Genomic DNA, 17077 nt, shown 5'->3' with positions numbered 1-17077 from the left:
GGCTGGATGAGGTGCTGCTGTTATGCCCGTCCTAGACATAGCTAAGACTTCAAGCAAAGCCTATTTCTTAAACATCCTCAGTGGTAAGGGTTTTTTGAGAGGATTTGGATAACGCCATCTGGCAAAGTCTGCAATATTAGATATAGTTAAAAAATCAATAGTTTTAAACTGCCGATCAATAGCAGGAAGGCTACATATTTTAGCTCCAATATTCAAGTATGCCTGCAAAATTTTAGGAATCTCAACATTAGATGAATCTGGACAATTTTGAGTCAGTTCTAGACAAAATTGTGAATTTGGGTAAACCAAAATACTTGGATGCATCAAGTTATTCTGCCGAAAATAATCATAAGCGCAAGTAGCTTGCCCAGGACATTGTGTGAGTAATGATGCACAGCCAAAGAAATATTGGTTTTTACTCCAAATGAGATAATTTGCCAGCCCTTCCCACAATAGTAAAAGTGTCTGACTATTGCGATATTCTTTAGCTATACATGCACGCCCAATTTCCACTGATACCTGAAGCACAGAATTGGGAATTCCATTAAGATTAAATATATCGGTAGCATCAAAGCCTAGTCTTTGAGAAGCCATTATATAGGTCTGCATCCGATAAGTTCCAATCGTTTTACCCGTATGTTTGGAGATTAGAATTAGATGATGGCAAACCGCATCAAACTTATCTATATCCATCTGGGTAAAGTTAGAAGCAGAAAATCCCAAGCCTAGTTCAAGATTAAAAACTTCAAAGCGCAACCGAAAAATTGATTCTAATTCTTCTTTAGTTGAAGCCAGCCGTAGGGTATATTTTTCAGTTTGAAGGACGGGAAAATCTTCAAGAGGGGGAGGAGGATTCAGTGGGTAATTGATGCGTCCAGAAACTTCCATCTATCTTCCTACTTAGATTTGCGAAAATATTCTACTAGGATTTAGGCACTATACAAATAGCTTAGATTATGCATTAATGTGTCGAAGTGTAATTGAGACAGTTTTCGATAAAAGATCCTTTAGAGCAATACGCTTGGATTAAAGATTTTTGGTACTGATTTTTGACCTGTAAAGACGCGTTAGCGCAACAAAATGTTAGCATAGTGGGGCAAAGCCCAGTCCAATTTCGCGTCTCTACCAAGGATTTTAGGTTGAACTGAACGTTATTGTGGTCTAGAGAGCTTTTTTACTTTGTTAGATTAGGGTTAGAGTGCTCTTATTATGGACATTAATTCCCAAAAAATCTGGCAATAAGATACAAAATTTTCTTTTGATATACGCTATAGATGTAAGTCATACCATTTTACACAAACCCTGATATATATTGTGGTGGTAACTACCCTCAGTGAGGGAGTTATGTCAATTGCTCGACCGAGATAACTTGCTATGGTATTCAAAAATTGAAGTATCGCAAGGAGCCTTATCAAAAAGATTTTTAGAATTTCCAACTTCAAAACCAGTTCTGAATTTGCTAACTGCACATCAGAGGGCTATTCCCGCTTGCCAGAGTGTGAGTAGTTCACTTAAAATATAGTGCCATTATTGCGGCAGTTCTCATGACTTCATCTGCGTCGTTTGACACATTAGAGTCTTTACAGGCGGATATCGCTGAATTGATCGTTCGTTTACCGACATTAAAAAATCGGCAATTTATTCTGCAAGCACTTACTACTATTGTTCGTCTGGCTGATACCGAAATTGAGCGTCTCGATTGGAAAATATTATCCGCTGTATTAGCAGATATGGAGCGCGGTTTCCAGCTTTTTTATGATTATCGACACGTTCGCAAAGTCACCATTTTTGGTTCCGCTCGTCTAGCTCCAGATAGGCCAGAATACCAAATGGCCCTTGAGTTTGCTCGTGCTATTTCTCAATTAGGATTTATGGTGATGACTGGCGGTGGTGGTGGAATCATGCAGGCAGGTCATGAAGGTGCTGGGCGAGAAAATTCCTTTGGATTAAACATTCAGTTACCCTTTGAACAGCAAGCAAACCCTTTTATAGAGGGCGATCCCAAGCTAATTAACTTCAAATATTTCTTTACCCGCAAGCTGTTTCTCCTCAAAGAAAGTGATGCTATAGCCTTGTTTCCGGGAGGCTTTGGCACTCAAGATGAAGCTTTTGAATGTATGACATTAAGCCAAAATGGTAAATTTGGGCCAGTACCTTTAGTTTTAATTGATCGCCCTGGTGGTAATTACTGGCGTTCTTGGAGCGAATATATTGATAAGCAATTAGTGCAAAATAGTCTTGTCAATCCTGAAGACTCTAGCCTTTACACGGTGACAGATAACCTGGATGTGGCTTGTGACGCTATCACCCGTTTTTACCAGGTTTATCATTCCAGCCGCTATGTAGGCGATAAGTTAGTCATCCGCCTGAAGACAGATATATCAGAGGCTCTTTTAGAACAACTTAATGTTGATTTTAGTGACATTATTATTCAAGGAAGAATTGAAAAAAGTCAGGCATTACCTCAAGAAGCACAAGATGAAACTGTTGGACTACCTCGCCTCATTTTGTACTTCAATCAACGTGATTTGGGGCGCTTGTATCAGATGATTGCCACAATTAACCGGATGGCTACTCCTTCACCAGAGGATGCAGCACATCCAGAAAGAAAGTAAGTAAGCTAAAACACATCTAATTTGCATTTGCATATTAAAATTTTCTCAATATCTTGTGGGGTGGACAACGTTCAACTGACTTGTACTGAGTTTCGATTGCGCTCAACTACCGCTTGTCGTTGGTGCAGCGTGGTAGAGGAATAGCGCTTACACCGAAGTCTTGTTGTTTGCCCTGATTATGCAACTTGAATCCTGATTAGCTTATTAAGGCAAAAAAGGGGGAGAATTTTGAATCCTTTCCCTTTTCTTGTTTCAAGATTATAGAATTACGTCACCGATCGCGCAGTGTAAAGCCTTTTCTTCTCAGGCTGTCTGCGACACACTGTGCGTAGCTTGCTTCTTTGCAGGAGTACGCCAACGGCGTAGTATCTGCACAGCTCAAAGATATTTTTATTTTCATGCGGCTATCTTCATGAGCAATAGGGATTTTGGCATTGTCAAAGCAAGCCACGAAAACAATATCATTCACCCTACTTACAGATGAGAAAAACACCAGTTATTATGACTCAATACTGATTTTTGTAAAAAAGCTTGTATATTAGCACAGTAAACAACGCTTGAGATCCTAACAGAGGAATAAAAAATGCTGGAATTATTGGGTTCAGGTTTGGTGTCGCTTTGGCTGGAAATGGCTGGGGTACAAATCAAACCCCTAGATGCCTTAGATGCACTAACTTGGCAAAGTAGCCCTGGCTTGGTTCTTGCCCCCGATCCAAATCCATCTGGGGCGACTACGGTGCAGGAATATTTGAAGAAGCTGATCACATCAAAAGTGGTGGCGCAAAATCTGGCTGAGAGTCAGGGGATTTGGATGCAGTCGGGACCAATGCTGATGGCAAATCACCAAGGTACGACTCCTCTGCCGGCTGCTTCTTTAACTAAAATTGCCACTTCACTAGTTGCTTTGAAAACTTGGGGGCCAGATTACCAATTTGATACTTTGGTGAGTGTCACTGGACCCGTGGTAAATGGAGTTGTGCAGGGCGATTTGGTGGTTACAGGCCGTGGCGATCCTTTGTTTGTTTGGGAAGAAGCGATCGCTCTTGGTAATACTCTCAATCAAATGGGCATCAAGCAAGTAAAGGGAAATTTAATTATTACTGGCAGTTTTGCCATGAATTTCCAACGTCAGCCGATGCTAGCAGGTCTGATGCTCAAGCAAACACTAAATAGTGCGACTTGGGGACGCCCTGCTATTTATACACACTCAATCATGCCCAAAGGAACGCCCAAGCCTCAAGTTGTGATTGCTGGCGCAGTGAAAGTTGAGGCGCAACCAAACCCTCAACAAACTTTGTTACTGCGTCATCGCTCATTGCCCTTAAAGCAACTGCTCAAGGAAATGAATGTTTATAGTAACAACGATATGGCAGAGATGCTGGCAGACTCAGTGGGAGGAGCAACTGTAGTTCAATCAACAGCTGCTAATCTGGCGAGGGTGCCACAAGTAGAAATTCAGTTAATCAATGGTTCTGGATTGGGCCCGGAAAATCGCATTTCCCCTAGAGCTGTTTGTGCGATGTTTATGGCTATTCAAGCGGAGGCATCTGTACATCAACTGAATTTGGCTGACTTGTTCCCCATGTCTGGATTCGATCATCGGGGGACACTACACACTAGACACATTCCCCTGGCGACTGTGATCAAAACTGGTACTCTCCGGGATGTGAGCGCTTTAGCAGGAGTGATGCCCACACGCGATCGCGGTTTGGTTTGGTTTGCTATTATCAACCGTGGGACAAATGTCTGGGGTTTGCGGACTGGACAAGACCAACTTTTGCAAAGTGTTGTTAAACAATTACAACTACCTCCAACCGTTCCTATTGCCCTGACTCCCCACTCAGCCATCAACTCTTTACCCCAACTAGGTGCAGTTAATCGGAATGAAATCTTATACAAAAGTTAGTTCATCCACAGTCTAGAGTTAGAACAGAGAGCGGACTAATCTTATTAGCAATCCAAAAGTTTTATTGATGGGTAAAAACCGAACTTGTAAAGAGTAAATGTCCATAATAGCTTTTGGGTGAAATTTTCCATTAAGTTGATTACAGGTAGTTCGCAAAATGCTCTAACGCTAGTAGTGAAAAGAGCAGGCGAAACCTGAAGTAAAAATAACTGTAAATAGATTTGTCACGACTAAGAAACAATTAGGCTTATAAATTAGGTTGTGATTATGCGATTTCCCAAATTATCTCGGTCTTTACGTCAATTCACTACTCATGTTTTAGCGCTCGCGCTAGGAGTTTTGCTAGCGGTTAGCACATTGCAGGTGTTACCTTCTCAAGCCGAACCAGCACCTACAATAACTGCTGGAGATACTTCAAATCTAATTGCTCAACGGCAATCACCAGCCACTGCTGCGATCAGTAACACTAGCTTTGTCACAGCAGCAGTGAATCGTGTTGGTTCAGCAGTTGTCCGTATTGATACTGAACGGACAATTACTCGTCGCGTTGATCCAACTTTTGATGACCCCTTTTTCCGTCGGTTTTTTGGTGACGGTTTCTCTCAACAATCCCCTTCTGAGCAGTTACGCGGTTTAGGCTCAGGTTTTATTATCGACAAGAGTGGGTTAGTTATGACTAATGCTCATGTGGTTGATAAGGCTGATAAAGTAACAGTTCGGCTCAAAGATGGTCGCGCCTTTGAAGGTAAAGTTCAAGGTATTGATGAAGTCACAGATTTGGCAGTAGTCAAGATTAACGCTGGTAACGATTTACCAGTGGCGCCCTTGGGTTCTTCCACCAATGTACAAGTAGGAGACTGGGCGATCGCAGTCGGTAATCCCTTGGGATTTGATAACACCGTTACCTTGGGAATTGTCAGTACCCTCAAACGTTCCAGCGCCCAAGTCGGCATTAGCGACAAACGTTTGGATTTCATTCAGACAGATGCCGCCATTAACCCTGGTAACTCTGGCGGGCCACTATTGAATGGTCAAGGTGAAGTAATTGGTATTAACACAGCTATGCGCCCTGATGCAATGGGTATTGGGTTTGCAATTCCCATTAATAAAGCCAAAGCGATCGCCGCGCAACTGCAACGTGGTGGCAAAGTTGCTCACCCCTATCTAGGCGTGCAAATGCTAACTTTGACACCTGAGCTTGCCAAGGAAAATAACACCGATCCCAATTCTCCTATTCAGATACCAGAAATCAATGGTGTTTTTGTTATGCGAGTTGTCCCCAATTCACCAGCTGCATCTGCGGGTATCCGGCGCGGGGATGTAATTCTTCAAATTGATGGTAAAGCTATTACCAGTGCTGAACAATTGCAGAATGTTGTGGAAGACAGTCGCCTTGGTCAAGTATTACAGGTGAAAGTGCAACGAGGTAATAAGACAGAGCAGCTTTCAGTACGCACAGCCGAGTTGCAAAATGCTTCGTAGGGGCAATATCGAAATAAATAATAGTAGAGGCACAGCATTGCTTATACGTGTCAACTGAAGCTGAAATCTGCTGAATGTAAGAGTTTTGCCCTCACCCCCAGCCCCTCTCCCAATTTTGGGAGAGGGGAGCAATTTGTTGTTTTAACTTATTTAATTGTACGAAGTTCATGGGGACTGACTTGTTTCTTTAAAGTGTAATGAAACTCTTATCCGCTAACAATTGCATTGTCCAACTCTCGCGCCCATATGGCGGATTGCTACAGGCAGTTGCAATCAAAAAAGCTTCTGCTTGTGGAGTCAGCTTTTTCTCTCTTCCCTTGGGAGGACTTCGCAAGGGAGCTAACTCTACTCCTTCTTCCACATATCTTTGACGTGCGCGGTGAACTGTTGATTCTCCTACCATAAGCATTGAAGTGATCGCACCATCTTCATAACCTTGGTCTGCCAACAGTAAAATTTGCGCTCGTTTTAAAACACGAGCAGAATTTTTACCTTTCTTAGTTAGATCCACTTACTGCGGATGTTCTTCTTTAGTTAGGTTAGCAGTATATTTAGTGGCATAGTGTGAAAAGTTTTTTTAGACTATATTCACACTTAGAAGCTCACCTGTCAAAATAAAGTTGGCTGACTACTACTAAGAAATATTAAAATTTCGGTTACAATAATGCTGCATTAACTGTTACCGAATCTGGGAACAGTAACACTAAAAATGCCTACTGTAAAGTGGTAGATGCCGTTGTTGCAGTTTTTCCCAACAAAAAGCTGCTGCTACCTTGCTATTACTTTACCCAAACCGGAGTTCTCATTGGAGAAAGTCCGACTCTAGAAGCTTCCTGCCCAAGTGGCTATCAAAGGAATCAAGCCTCTGTCTAAGAGTAGCAAATGTGGTTAATCTGAGGTAATTACGCAGAGTGGCGGTGACAACAAAGGTAGTCCCAACGGCTTTTGGCTTAGGGATAGCGGGTATTGCAGTTTGCCCATTCCGATTAAGATCGGGAAAAGTAGCTTAGGGATATTTGTCCGTAAAATTACTAACTGTAGACAAATACTGGTTTTTGAATCAAGCAACCTAATCTATGCCAGCGAATTCCTGGCCCGAAGAAGATTCTTATCAAGAGCTTGATCCGCTCAACTCCTTGTTGTCTGACCTATCAGCAGATGAGGAGTCAGTGTTAGAGACAGAGGATCTGTCTCTAACACCCCGGTTTCAAGGTCGTAGACGCAAAGCGGCTCTAGTCTTGACTATTGTCTGGAGTGGCACGATCGCTCTACATTTAGTTTCTTGGGCTTCCATATTTATTCTAGGACTGACCACCATTCTAGGATTTCATGCCTTGGTGGTAGTGTTTACTAAATCCCGTCGCTATCCAAAAGAAATACAGGGAGATTTGCCCTCTGTATCGGTGCTAGTGGCTGCGAAAAATGAAGAAGCGGTAATTGCTAAATTAGTCAAAAATCTTTGTAATCTGGAGTATCCAGGTGGGCAGTACGAAGTATGGATTATTGACGATCACAGCAGTGATCGCACGCCACATTTATTAGCAGAACTAGAACAAAAACACCAGCAACTGAAAGTACTAAGGCGTTCAGCAGAAGCTAGTGGTGGCAAATCGGGGGCGTTGAATCAGGTATTGCCACTGACAAAGGGCGATATTATAGCAGTATTTGATGCTGATGCCCAAGTGACACCAGACTTGCTCCAACAGGTAATACCTTTATTTCAAAGAGAAAAGGTGGGGGCGGTGCAGGTGCGAAAAGCGATCGCCAACGCTAAAGAAAACTTTTGGACTAAGGGTCAAATGGCAGAAATGGCACTTGATACCTGGTTTCAGCAACAGCGGACTGCCCTTGGTGGCATTGGCGAACTACGGGGCAATGGTCAATTTGTCCGGCGTTCAGCCTTGGAAAGCTGCGGTGGCTGGAATGAAGAAACCATTACCGATGATTTGGATTTGACAATCCGCTTACATTTGGACAAATGGGATATTGAGTGTGTTTTCCATCCAGCAGTGCAAGAAGAAGGAGTGACAAGTGCAATTTCACTCTGGCATCAGCGCAACCGTTGGGCAGAAGGCGGATATCAACGCTATTTAGATTATTGGGATTTAATTCTCAAAAACCGTATGGGAGGGCGCAAAAGCTGGGATTTGCTGATGTTTCTGCTGATTATGTATATTTTGCCGACAGCAACAGTCCCAGATTTATTAATGGCGATCGCTCGTCATCGCCCACCGATGTTAAGTCCGATCACAGGCTTATCCATTACTATGTCGATGGTAGGGATGTTTACAGGTCTAAAACGGATACGTCAAGATCAAAAATTCCCACTTTCTACATATCTGATGATGCTGGTGCAAACCCTGCGTGGCAATTTATATATGTTGCACTGGTTAGTCGTCATGAGCAGTACTACTGCCCGGATGTCGGTAAGACCAAAGCGCCTGAAATGGGTGAAAACTTTGCATACTGGGAATGGGGAATAGGGAATGGGGCATGGGGAGTTAAGAGTTAGGAATTCTCTCGCAATGCCCAATGCCCAATGCCCAATGCCCAATTTTTTATTCATCATCTACTTCTGATTCTTCTACCCATTCTGGTGTAGTTACCGAATCAGAAAATTCTGGGAAATCATCTGCAAAACGAATAATTTGTCCGTTGAAAAATTCTGCTAAACGTTGAGCTGCGATCGCTACTTCGTCAGGTTCCCAATCAGGTGCGGGTGTTTGTTTTGGGGGTAGAGGCAAAGTTTGCATGCCGTTTCCATTTAACCCGTTTCCATTTGCCCTATTTCCATTTACACCATTTCCATTTGCCCTATTTCCATTTACCTCATTTCCATCTCTTGCAACCAACTCGGTTTTTTGTGGTGGTGGATTAGTTGGCTGCGGTACTGACGCTGGAGGCAAAATTTGCTGGTTGTAACTGGGTGTGGGTGGCTGCTGAACGCGAGTAGAGTCTTTTGGCGGAGGATTTTTTTTGGCTAAGGTAGAGTTTGAAGAAGTTCCTTTTTCTAAATTTATCTGGATTTCACGCTGAAAAGTCTGTTGGAAAGCTGCCGTAATCATTGGTAAATAAGATTTCCCCTTGTCATACCATGCCTGTTTAATAGCAATTCGAGCCACAACACCATCGAACTCTATGAGTTGGCTCATTTGACGCAGCATTTCTTGCCTTGATTTTGGCTGGAGGTTGGCAAGCACTTGTTGCCAAATCTGAGTTAAGTCATATTCTGCTTCCTCAACAACTTCTTCCTCAACAACTTCTGAAATTATTGGTTCAATTTTTGCAGGTGACGCGGGCACAGATACAGGTTCTGGGGTTTGTCGTGAAACTGAGTTAGCAGCAGAATTGTGATTTGTTTGCTGTTCTATTGGAGGAGATGAAGTGACAGACTGATTTTGGGCAGCCGCTTGATGATTGGCAGATGCAGAATTATGATTTGTTTTCGGTTCAGCTACAGGTACAGAAGAGACTGGGTGATTTTGGGCAACTACTGGAGGATAGCTTGGAGATACAACAGGTGTATTCACTCGCGGCGGGACACTTGGGGCTTGTGGCTGAATATTTGTCGCACTGGGTAACAATCCTAGTAATGTTATCTCCAACCACAAACGCGGCTGGGTGGTATTTTTAATTTGTACTTCAGTTTCTCGCAAGTGTTTTTGTCCTGCCAAAATCACGCTCATATCGAAGTATTGAGCAAATTCAATCAGCGCTGTCCAAGTTTGCTGAGTACAAGCAACCAAATCGTGGCGGTTGGGTGCTGTTTTAGCAATCAGTAAATCGCGGTAAAAAGCGGCAAGATTTTGCAGAATAGTTAGGGGTTCTCGACCACGATCTAAAATGTAGTGAGTACAGTCTAAAACTGCTTCCGGTTTATCTTGAGCGATCGCATTTAAAAGCGCTAGTAAGTCCTGTTCGCTTACCGTCCCCACCAAATCCCAAACTTGCTCTGGTGTCACTTCACCCGCTAACAAGCCCAATTGGTCGAGTAGACTTTCGGCATCTCGCAACCCTCCCTGAGAAAGTTGGGCTACCAGGGTGACAGCATCAAGTGAAATATGAATGTTTTCATAAGATGCGATCGCACTTAAATGCTTCACCATCGCTTCTAACTGAATGCGTCTAAAATCAAACCTTTGACAGCGCGAAATAATCGTTGGTAACACCCGTTGCGGGTCTGTTGTCGCCAACACAAAAACTACATGTCTCGGTGGTTCTTCTAGTGTCTTAAGTAGCGCATTGAATGCCTGAGTACTGAGCATGTGGCAATTATGTACCAAAAGCCCATTTGCCACAAAGTTATGATTATCTGCTACTTCAATGTCATAGACTCGCTCAATCCCAGCGAGGTGAACAGATACGACTGTCTCCAAACTTGTAATCCATCGAGGGGATGGAATATTGTTTAAGGTCTGCCAGCCATTTTCTACTGGTGCTTGCCCCGAACCGTATATAGTGGTATATCTTGCCTGTACTACTTCTAGTGTAAAATTTTGTTGTTGCTGAGTATCCCATTGCTGTAAGCCAAGTAGCAATGAGTTGGTTTTCTGCGGCAGAAAATCCTTCAGTATGTAGTTGAATTTGTGGACTTCCTTCTGGACTGAGGGCAAGTGAACCATCATCGCAAAACCACCAAGCAATTCCTTCTGGGGTAATTCGATTAAGCCAGTCCATAGAGACAAGTTTTTTATCCCTATTCGGTTTAACGATGTCAAAGACATCTTTGAGTTGGGGATGGCAACCTGTGTTACAGGTAACTGATATGTTTCCGTATCCTTTGTTAGATGTAATTCGCAGTTTTGGACGCAATTCTTGAAGGCGATAGGCTTTGTATTCCAACCATTCTTGCTGCTTTTCTGAGTGTGTCCAACACAATCTGGGGAATCTGCTGTATTTATTGGGATAGCTGATAAAGCAATCTCCAAGCAAGGTTCCGTAGATAAGCCCAAGTGCATTTGGTTGTATAACTGCCGCATCTGCAAGGAACTTTTCTGTTCTAAGTTCCCAAATTCCGTGTCCTTTTTTATATGGATGTTTTTAAGAGCGAGACTGGATACTGATAATTCCTCGGCACTTTTTTTGTAAAAAGGTTGGGATATCCAGCTTTTCTCCACACCCGCAAGCACAGAAAGGTCGGAGTAATTCGGCTTGTTTAAGGATGGATTCCAGGTCGTATGATTTTTGCCCTGATGTATTGCCTTTAAACTGGTGTCCGCTAGCAAATCTCCGGGTGCGTCCATCGATACCAAATTTGTAAATGAGGATGCCGCATCCACATTCACAGGGGATAGTATCTTCACTCCTTCTCTCACGTCCTTTGCTGGTAGCCATCCCTGGTTTGTCCTAATTAAATGATTACCCGTACATCTAATCTCTTGGTTAGTTGTCTTGATAACCAGGGTTTGCCGTTCTCCTTGGTCTAACCACCTGACAACTTTCTTGAATTCCCACTTAAGAGATGAGTTGTTGTAACTCAGAACCCTCTTATCTTTGATTTTGGGGTCATCGATTCTGTTAAGTCCGTCATCAGTCAAGACCAGAGAATCTCCAGTTAGGCATTCGTCGATTACATAAACCTTGTAGCGACACTGCACAGGAGCAAACTGGGCTTTTTCAATCAACTCGCGGATATTATCGACACCAGTATTACTCGCTGCGTCGATTTCAATTACATCTAGGGTGTAGCCCTTAGTGATCCCCTGACAAACTTCACACACACCACAAGGTTCAGCCGTGGGCTTGTCATCTTTGAGACAATTAAGGGATTTAGCCAAAATCCGGGCACTAGAAGTTTTCCCCGTACCTCTAGGCCCAGTGAATAAGTAGGCAGGGGCGATTTTGGATGTGCCGATCGCGTTCGTGAGGGTGGTGGCGATCGCCTCTTGTCCCACCAGTTCAGCAAAACTTTTAGGACGATATTTGTGGTGCAGGGGTTCGTAAGACATGGAAATATAGACTTCAATGCCTTTCAAAGTTAATTACTAGCACCGAGTCGAGTTTAGGATTCAACTATTTTAAACTCTCATACCTGCTTTGTTTGTCGATATTGCCATAGCGCCAGACTCAACTACTGCCGTAAATTTTGGCACTCAGCAAAGCAAGCAGATATGATTTCAACATCAATGTATGGGAATTATAGCATATTTTTAGTACATTTGTTCTGATAAACAAGTGGGGAGCAGGGAAAAAAGTCTTGACAAATGACAAATGTCTATACGTTTTATTGACTGAACTAACGCCATAGTCCAGTGCGATCGCTACAATTTTAGAGATAAGTAAAACTTGATGGTGCAGCAGATGCTCAAGCGGCTATTTCAATGGCTCAAAAAGCTTTTTCAGAGCTTGTTTGGTGGAAAACAGACTACCTCAAAATCTAGGGGGAATGTGGAAAAAGAACCAGCACCACCCTTAAGCGATACGGATCTGGAATTTCTCTTCAACGAACTGTTGCAGGGAGTACATCAAGCAAGAGGAGAAGCATGGGCACAGAAGTGGCTGCATAATATCGAACATCGCATCACAACTCAAGACTGGGTTGAGTGGTTAGGGCGCTTTGGCGACAGATTGCTCGCATCTCCGACACCAAATAATGAAATGGCTGCGCGGTTAGTGCAATTGGGTGAATTGGGCGTCGGAGAAATTGGAGATGTTGCCTATAATATCGGGATGCAGTTGTTGACACGCAATGAAGGCGAACCAATTTGGGAATACGAAGGGCCAGATGCTTTTAGCACTCCTTTGACTTCTGAAGTAGCTGCCCCAGTCTCAGAGTCAGCAGATGCACTAGAGAACCTCCCAGAGGGAGAATATCAAACTGTCACCCTAGAACAGTTATTTGTGATGTTGCAGGAGGATGAAAATTTACGCCAGCAGATTGCTCAACAGCTTGCTGTTGAAACAGACGATCCACAAGTGCTTGTCCAAGCATTAATTAGTCAGTTATATCCTGATGGTCAATCGACTACAGAGCAAACTGAAAATTAACTGCTTGCCAGAGTCAAAGTCAAAAGTTAAATCTGGAAATTGTAACGTTGTAATGCTATTTCTTGAAGATTTGTATATTTTTTGCTAACCTGCTACGGAAGCACTGTCTGAATCGAATGGATTTTTAAGTAATTGATGATTTTTTTAACACAACGATGGCTACAATCTAGAAAAACAAAATCCAAGAGTGTGGCAGATGCTCAGGCGGATATCGCAGTCGCTTAAAAGGTTTTTAAAGCGCCTGATTGCAAGTAAACAGAATAGTTCTCTCAAGGGTTCGAGAGGACGAAATTTGGTGAGGGTACTACCAGAACTAACCAATGCGGATCTGGAACAATTGTTTATCCAATTGTTAGAAGGCGTGCACCAAGCACGAGGACGACAGTGGGCATTGAGGTTTCTGCAACGGATCGAAAATCGCATTCCGGCTGAACGTTGGATAGACTGGTTGGTGATGTTTGGTGAAAGCTTGCTAGCTTCACCGACACCAAATCCTCTTTTAGCAACACAGATGGTGCAATTGGGGGAACTTGGTGTTGGCAGAATTGGAGAAGTTGCTTATGACATTGGCATTCGGCTAATGCAAAACTTACCTACAGAGATAGAGGATCAGGGCAATCAGGCACAAGCTGACGTAGAAAGTACTCCTGGACAAGAACTGATCCGCGATTTGGGCGAGCAGTTATGGGAGTATGATGAGCCAGATGTAATAGAAAGTACTCCTGGGCAAGAACTGATCCGCAATTTAGGCGAACAGTTATGGGAGTATGATGAGCCAGATGTAGTAGAAACTACAACCAATGAAGAAATTCTCCCAACTTCCCCCGGACAAGAGCTAATCCGTAGCTTTGGCGAGCAATTATGGGAGTATGATGAGCCAGATGTTGAACCAATAACATCAGCACCCCAAAATGCCTCTTTTGAGCAGGAATCGTCTGAAAACTTTGAGGAAATAGTATGGGAGTATGAAAGGGAAGACGCCCAAACCACAATACCAGAAAATATTCCTCTGCCCGCACCGGAAGATTCAATTACCTCGTTAGCCCAATTGAGGTTTGACGATGAAGAAGAAGTTGTTCAAATTACAACAGAAGCAAATCTCCTTTCCACTAAACAAAGGACTGAATTAGCAACGTCTTCTTCGGTGGAAACCTGGGATAACACTTTAACGAATTTAGAGCCGAATGTGGCTAATACCTTAGATGAGTTGTGGGTAAAATTGGATCAAAGTACCAATTTAGTCCAACAACTTGCTTCGGATTTGGCAGTTCAAAGCAGTAATTCCCCTGATATTATTGAGCGAAATAACGATAATCCGATTATCCACGCTCAAGGGTGGTTTTACCAAGGTCTAAGCCAAGCGAAAACAGGTGATTTGTTAGGCGCGATTGCATCTTATGACCAAGCCATTGAACTGCAACCCGAATTCGCAGAATATTGGTTTAATCGAGGCTTAACGCTGTTCCATTTAGAACGTTTTGATGAAGCGATCGCCTCTTACCAAACAGCCGTAGAACTGAAACCAGATTTCTACAAAGCTTGGTACAACCGGGGTGGAACTCTCGGAGAATTAGGATATTTTGAAGAAGCGATCGCTTCTTTTGACAAAGCTATAGAAATCAAGCCAGACTATCAAGAAGCGTGGTCTAGCAAGGGTTTGGCACTGCTGAAATTGGGTTGGCTACCAGAAGCTATTGCTAGTTATGACCAAGCCCTGCAACTCGAACCAGAAGACCAGGAAAACTGGTATCACCGAGGCATAGCCCTAGCTGTCAGCGAACAATTTGCCGAGGCGATTATATCTTATGACAGAGCTATAGAAATTGACCCAGAGTACCACGAAGTTTGGATAGATCGGGGTGTAGTGCTGTTTAATTTAGGCAGGTGGTCAGAAGCGATCGCCTCTTGGGATAAAGCCTTGTCAGTTCAAGCCGACTTCTATTTAGCTTGGTACAACCGAGGTATAGCATTAGACAATTTAGGACGTAGACAAGAAGCGATCGCCTCTTATCGACAAGCGATCGCCATTAAACCCGACTTCCACTTAGCTTGGTATAATCAGGCAGTAGCACTGTTTTATTTAGAACAATTTGCTGAAGCGATCGTTTGTTATGACAACGCTTTGCAAATTAAACAAGATTATTGGGAAGCTTGGATTGGTCGGGGAACTGCAATCGGTAATTTAGTAGATTCTGAGGCATTGCGGAATTTGTCGAGTAGTCTGATAGCGACAAATCCCACCTTACAACAGGGCGGCTACGAAGGAAAATTAGCCAGTTACGAAGAAGGGTTAAAACATTTGCGGACAGATACCCATCCAGAAGGTTGGGGTAGATTGCATTTTGCGATCGCTAATACTTACTATGAGCAAGGCAAAAAACATACTAATCCCCGCGATTATTGGCGCAAAGCTGCATCTGAGTATCATCAAGCGCTGTTAACCTTGACACTAGAATATTTTCCCCAGTTGCACCTGGAGGTTTTGCAATCTCTCAGCAAAGTGTTGATGGGTTTGGGACAAACCACACAAGTTCAAGAATTGCTGCAACGTGGGACAGATTTATTGCGACAATTACTGAGTGAAGAAACTCGCTCAGACGAAAGTAAAAAACAGCTAGCTCTAAAATTTGCAGGTTTCAATCAATTGGCAGTTGATTTAGCTGTGGAGTCTGGTGATTTAGTAGAAGCTTGGGAAATCGCCGAACAAGGTAAAAATGCCTGTTTAAACTGGCTGCTTTCTGGCTGGAATGATCATATTTACTCGCCTTATTATGGCGCAATTCAACAACTATTCAATTCCACAACAGCAATTATTTACTGGCATATTAGTCCAGTTGCCCTACATACTTTTATTCTCAAAGACCAAGCACCATCACCAATTCTCCTGTTTACACCCATGCAAGATGCTGGTGTAATACCTTTAGGAGAAGACGTTATCCGTCTAAATGAATTGCCTCTACCCGAAGCAGTGCAACGCCTAATTGAATTTGAAATTTGGCTAGAAGATTGGCATCAACAATACCAAGAATATCGCAGCACAGCCCACGACAAAGAAAGTAAAAGTCAGCATTCTTGGCGAGTTGATATGGAAGAGAAACTGTTGCAACTGTATAAAATTCTGAATATTTCTACAATTGCCCAAGAACTCGAAGGTATCACCCAACTGGTCTTAATTCCTCACCGTGACTTGTACAGATTGCCCATTCATACACTTTTCCATCTTTCTTCGCCATCACTAGAAGAGTTACCGAATGTGGAATCAAATTTCAGCGTTACCTATCTACCTAGTGCCCAAATCGGTTTATCAATCAGAACTGAAGATATTTTGCAGTGGCAAAATAAGTTATTGCTCAGTGTCGAACATCCTGAAAGTACAGGTTATCCCACACTGAAATTTGCCAAACTTGAGTCTGAAATTGTTAGTCAGATGTTCAATAATATTCAACGAATTCAGGGAGCAGAAGCTACAAAAAGTATTGTTGAAAATGCCTTATCTGATAATTATAATATCTTGCATTTTACAGGTCATGTCACTAATAATCTAGCTGAACCTAAAAAATCAGAATTAGCATTAGCAGGTGAAGACAAATTTACTCTAGATGAAATCTGCCAACAAAATCTAGATAGTTACAACCTTATTACCCTCTCTGCCTGTGAGAATTTAAGTGCTAACAACTACACTATTAGCAGCGAATATGTGAGTTTAGTCAGTGGTTTTGTGAGTCAGGGCGTTCCTCATATAGTGAGTACTCTCTGGAGTGTAGAATCTTCGGCTAGTGCCTTGGTGATGATCGAATTTTACCGACGATTACAGCCCAATAAATCAGCAGTTACTGCCTTAGCTGAAGCAACACGATGGCTGAAAGAACTAACTGCTGGAGAACTGACAAAATGGTATGAAGATGTTTTGAATAATTTGCATCCAGAGGAAGTACGAATTCAAACTTATTTAGCGACACAACTATATAGAAACAGTAAAATGGCATCAGATAAAAATCTTTATAATCATCCTTATTACTGGGCAGCTTTTACGATTACGGGTAAGCCAAATTAATCCTTTGAAACTTAATCAAAATAATTCGTAATT

At 42.7% G+C, this 17077-nt stretch carries 9 protein-coding genes; 6 read left to right on the top strand and 3 right to left on the bottom strand.

The annotated features are described in order from the left end of the window. Positions 1-60: 60 nt before the first annotated feature. The gene (locus V7K56_RS03965; protein WP_334907809.1) at positions 61-888 is read right to left on the bottom strand and encodes a GNAT family N-acetyltransferase; all 828 of its coding nucleotides are present in this window, start codon (positions 886-888) and stop codon (positions 61-63) included. A gap of 656 nt (positions 889-1544) precedes the next feature. On the opposite strand from V7K56_RS03965, the gene V7K56_RS03960 reads away from it, so the two are divergent. The 3 genes from V7K56_RS03960 (at position 1545) to V7K56_RS03950 (ending at position 6003) form a co-directional block, all read left to right on the top strand. After that, positions 1545-2615 carry an LOG family protein gene (locus V7K56_RS03960; RefSeq protein ID WP_334907808.1) on the top strand — a complete coding sequence of 357 codons (1071 nt, stop codon included), beginning with the start codon at positions 1545-1547 and terminating at the stop codon, positions 2613-2615. Positions 2616-3198: 583 nt separating this feature from the next. After that, positions 3199-4521 carry a D-alanyl-D-alanine carboxypeptidase gene (locus tag V7K56_RS03955; protein WP_334907807.1) on the top strand — a complete coding sequence of 441 codons (1323 nt, stop codon included), beginning with the start codon at positions 3199-3201 and terminating at the stop codon, positions 4519-4521. 267 nt (positions 4522-4788) lie between these two features. Next, positions 4789-6003, top strand: a complete 1215-nt coding sequence (locus V7K56_RS03950; RefSeq protein ID WP_334907805.1) for an HhoA/HhoB/HtrA family serine endopeptidase — start codon at positions 4789-4791, stop codon at positions 6001-6003. 187 nt (positions 6004-6190) lie between these two features. On the opposite strand, the gene V7K56_RS03945 is transcribed toward V7K56_RS03950, so the two are convergent. Then, the gene (locus V7K56_RS03945) at positions 6191-6514 is read right to left on the bottom strand and encodes a helix-turn-helix domain-containing protein (protein ID WP_334907803.1); all 324 of its coding nucleotides are present in this window, start codon (positions 6512-6514) and stop codon (positions 6191-6193) included. 565 nt (positions 6515-7079) lie between these two features. On the opposite strand from V7K56_RS03945, the gene V7K56_RS03940 reads away from it, so the two are divergent. Continuing rightward, entirely contained in the window at positions 7080-8486 is a 1407-nt protein-coding gene (locus V7K56_RS03940; protein ID WP_334907801.1) for a glycosyltransferase, read from the top strand. Between the two features lie 75 nt (positions 8487-8561). Here V7K56_RS03940 and dnaX read toward each other — a convergent pair whose 3' ends face one another. After that, a complete protein-coding gene (dnaX, locus tag V7K56_RS03935; RefSeq protein WP_334907799.1) occupies positions 8562-11951 on the bottom strand; it encodes a DNA polymerase III subunit gamma/tau in 3390 nt (1129 codons plus the stop codon). 340 nt (positions 11952-12291) lie between these two features. On the opposite strand from dnaX, the gene V7K56_RS03930 reads away from it, so the two are divergent. Together V7K56_RS03930 and V7K56_RS03925 are read left to right on the top strand one after the other, a co-directional pair. Further along, positions 12292-12990 (top strand): hypothetical protein, encoded by a 699-nt coding sequence (locus V7K56_RS03930; RefSeq protein WP_334907797.1) that lies wholly within the window; start codon positions 12292-12294, stop codon positions 12988-12990. 196 nt (positions 12991-13186) lie between these two features. Further along, complete coding sequence (locus V7K56_RS03925) at positions 13187-17044, top strand: CHAT domain-containing protein (RefSeq protein WP_334907795.1); 3858 nt, start codon at positions 13187-13189, stop codon at positions 17042-17044. The last annotated feature ends 33 nt before the right edge of the window (positions 17045-17077 follow it).

Source organism: Nostoc sp. (genome assembly GCF_036917535.1).
In the GTDB taxonomy this organism is placed as follows: Bacteria; Cyanobacteriota; Cyanobacteriia; order Cyanobacteriales; family Nostocaceae; genus Nostoc.
This window is presented reverse-complemented; position numbering and strand designations above follow the sequence as displayed.

Excerpts from the sequence above, each read along its gene's own strand:
- V7K56_RS03925 (WP_334907795.1), top strand. The coding sequence starts at position 13,187 with ATGCTCAGGCGGATATCGCAGTCGCTTAAAAGGTTTTTAAAGCGCCTG.
- V7K56_RS03950 (WP_334907805.1), top strand. The coding sequence starts at position 4,789 with ATGCGATTTCCCAAATTATCTCGGTCTTTACGTCAATTCACTACTCAT.
- dnaX (WP_334907799.1), bottom strand. The coding sequence starts at position 11,951 with ATGTCTTACGAACCCCTGCACCACAAATATCGTCCTAAAAGTTTTGCT.
- V7K56_RS03930 (WP_334907797.1), top strand. The coding sequence starts at position 12,292 with ATGGTGCAGCAGATGCTCAAGCGGCTATTTCAATGGCTCAAAAAGCTT.
- V7K56_RS03955 (WP_334907807.1), top strand. The coding sequence starts at position 3,199 with ATGCTGGAATTATTGGGTTCAGGTTTGGTGTCGCTTTGGCTGGAAATG.
- V7K56_RS03965 (WP_334907809.1), bottom strand. The coding sequence starts at position 888 with ATGGAAGTTTCTGGACGCATCAATTACCCACTGAATCCTCCTCCCCCT.
- V7K56_RS03960 (WP_334907808.1), top strand. The coding sequence starts at position 1,545 with ATGACTTCATCTGCGTCGTTTGACACATTAGAGTCTTTACAGGCGGAT.
- V7K56_RS03940 (WP_334907801.1), top strand. The coding sequence starts at position 7,080 with ATGCCAGCGAATTCCTGGCCCGAAGAAGATTCTTATCAAGAGCTTGAT.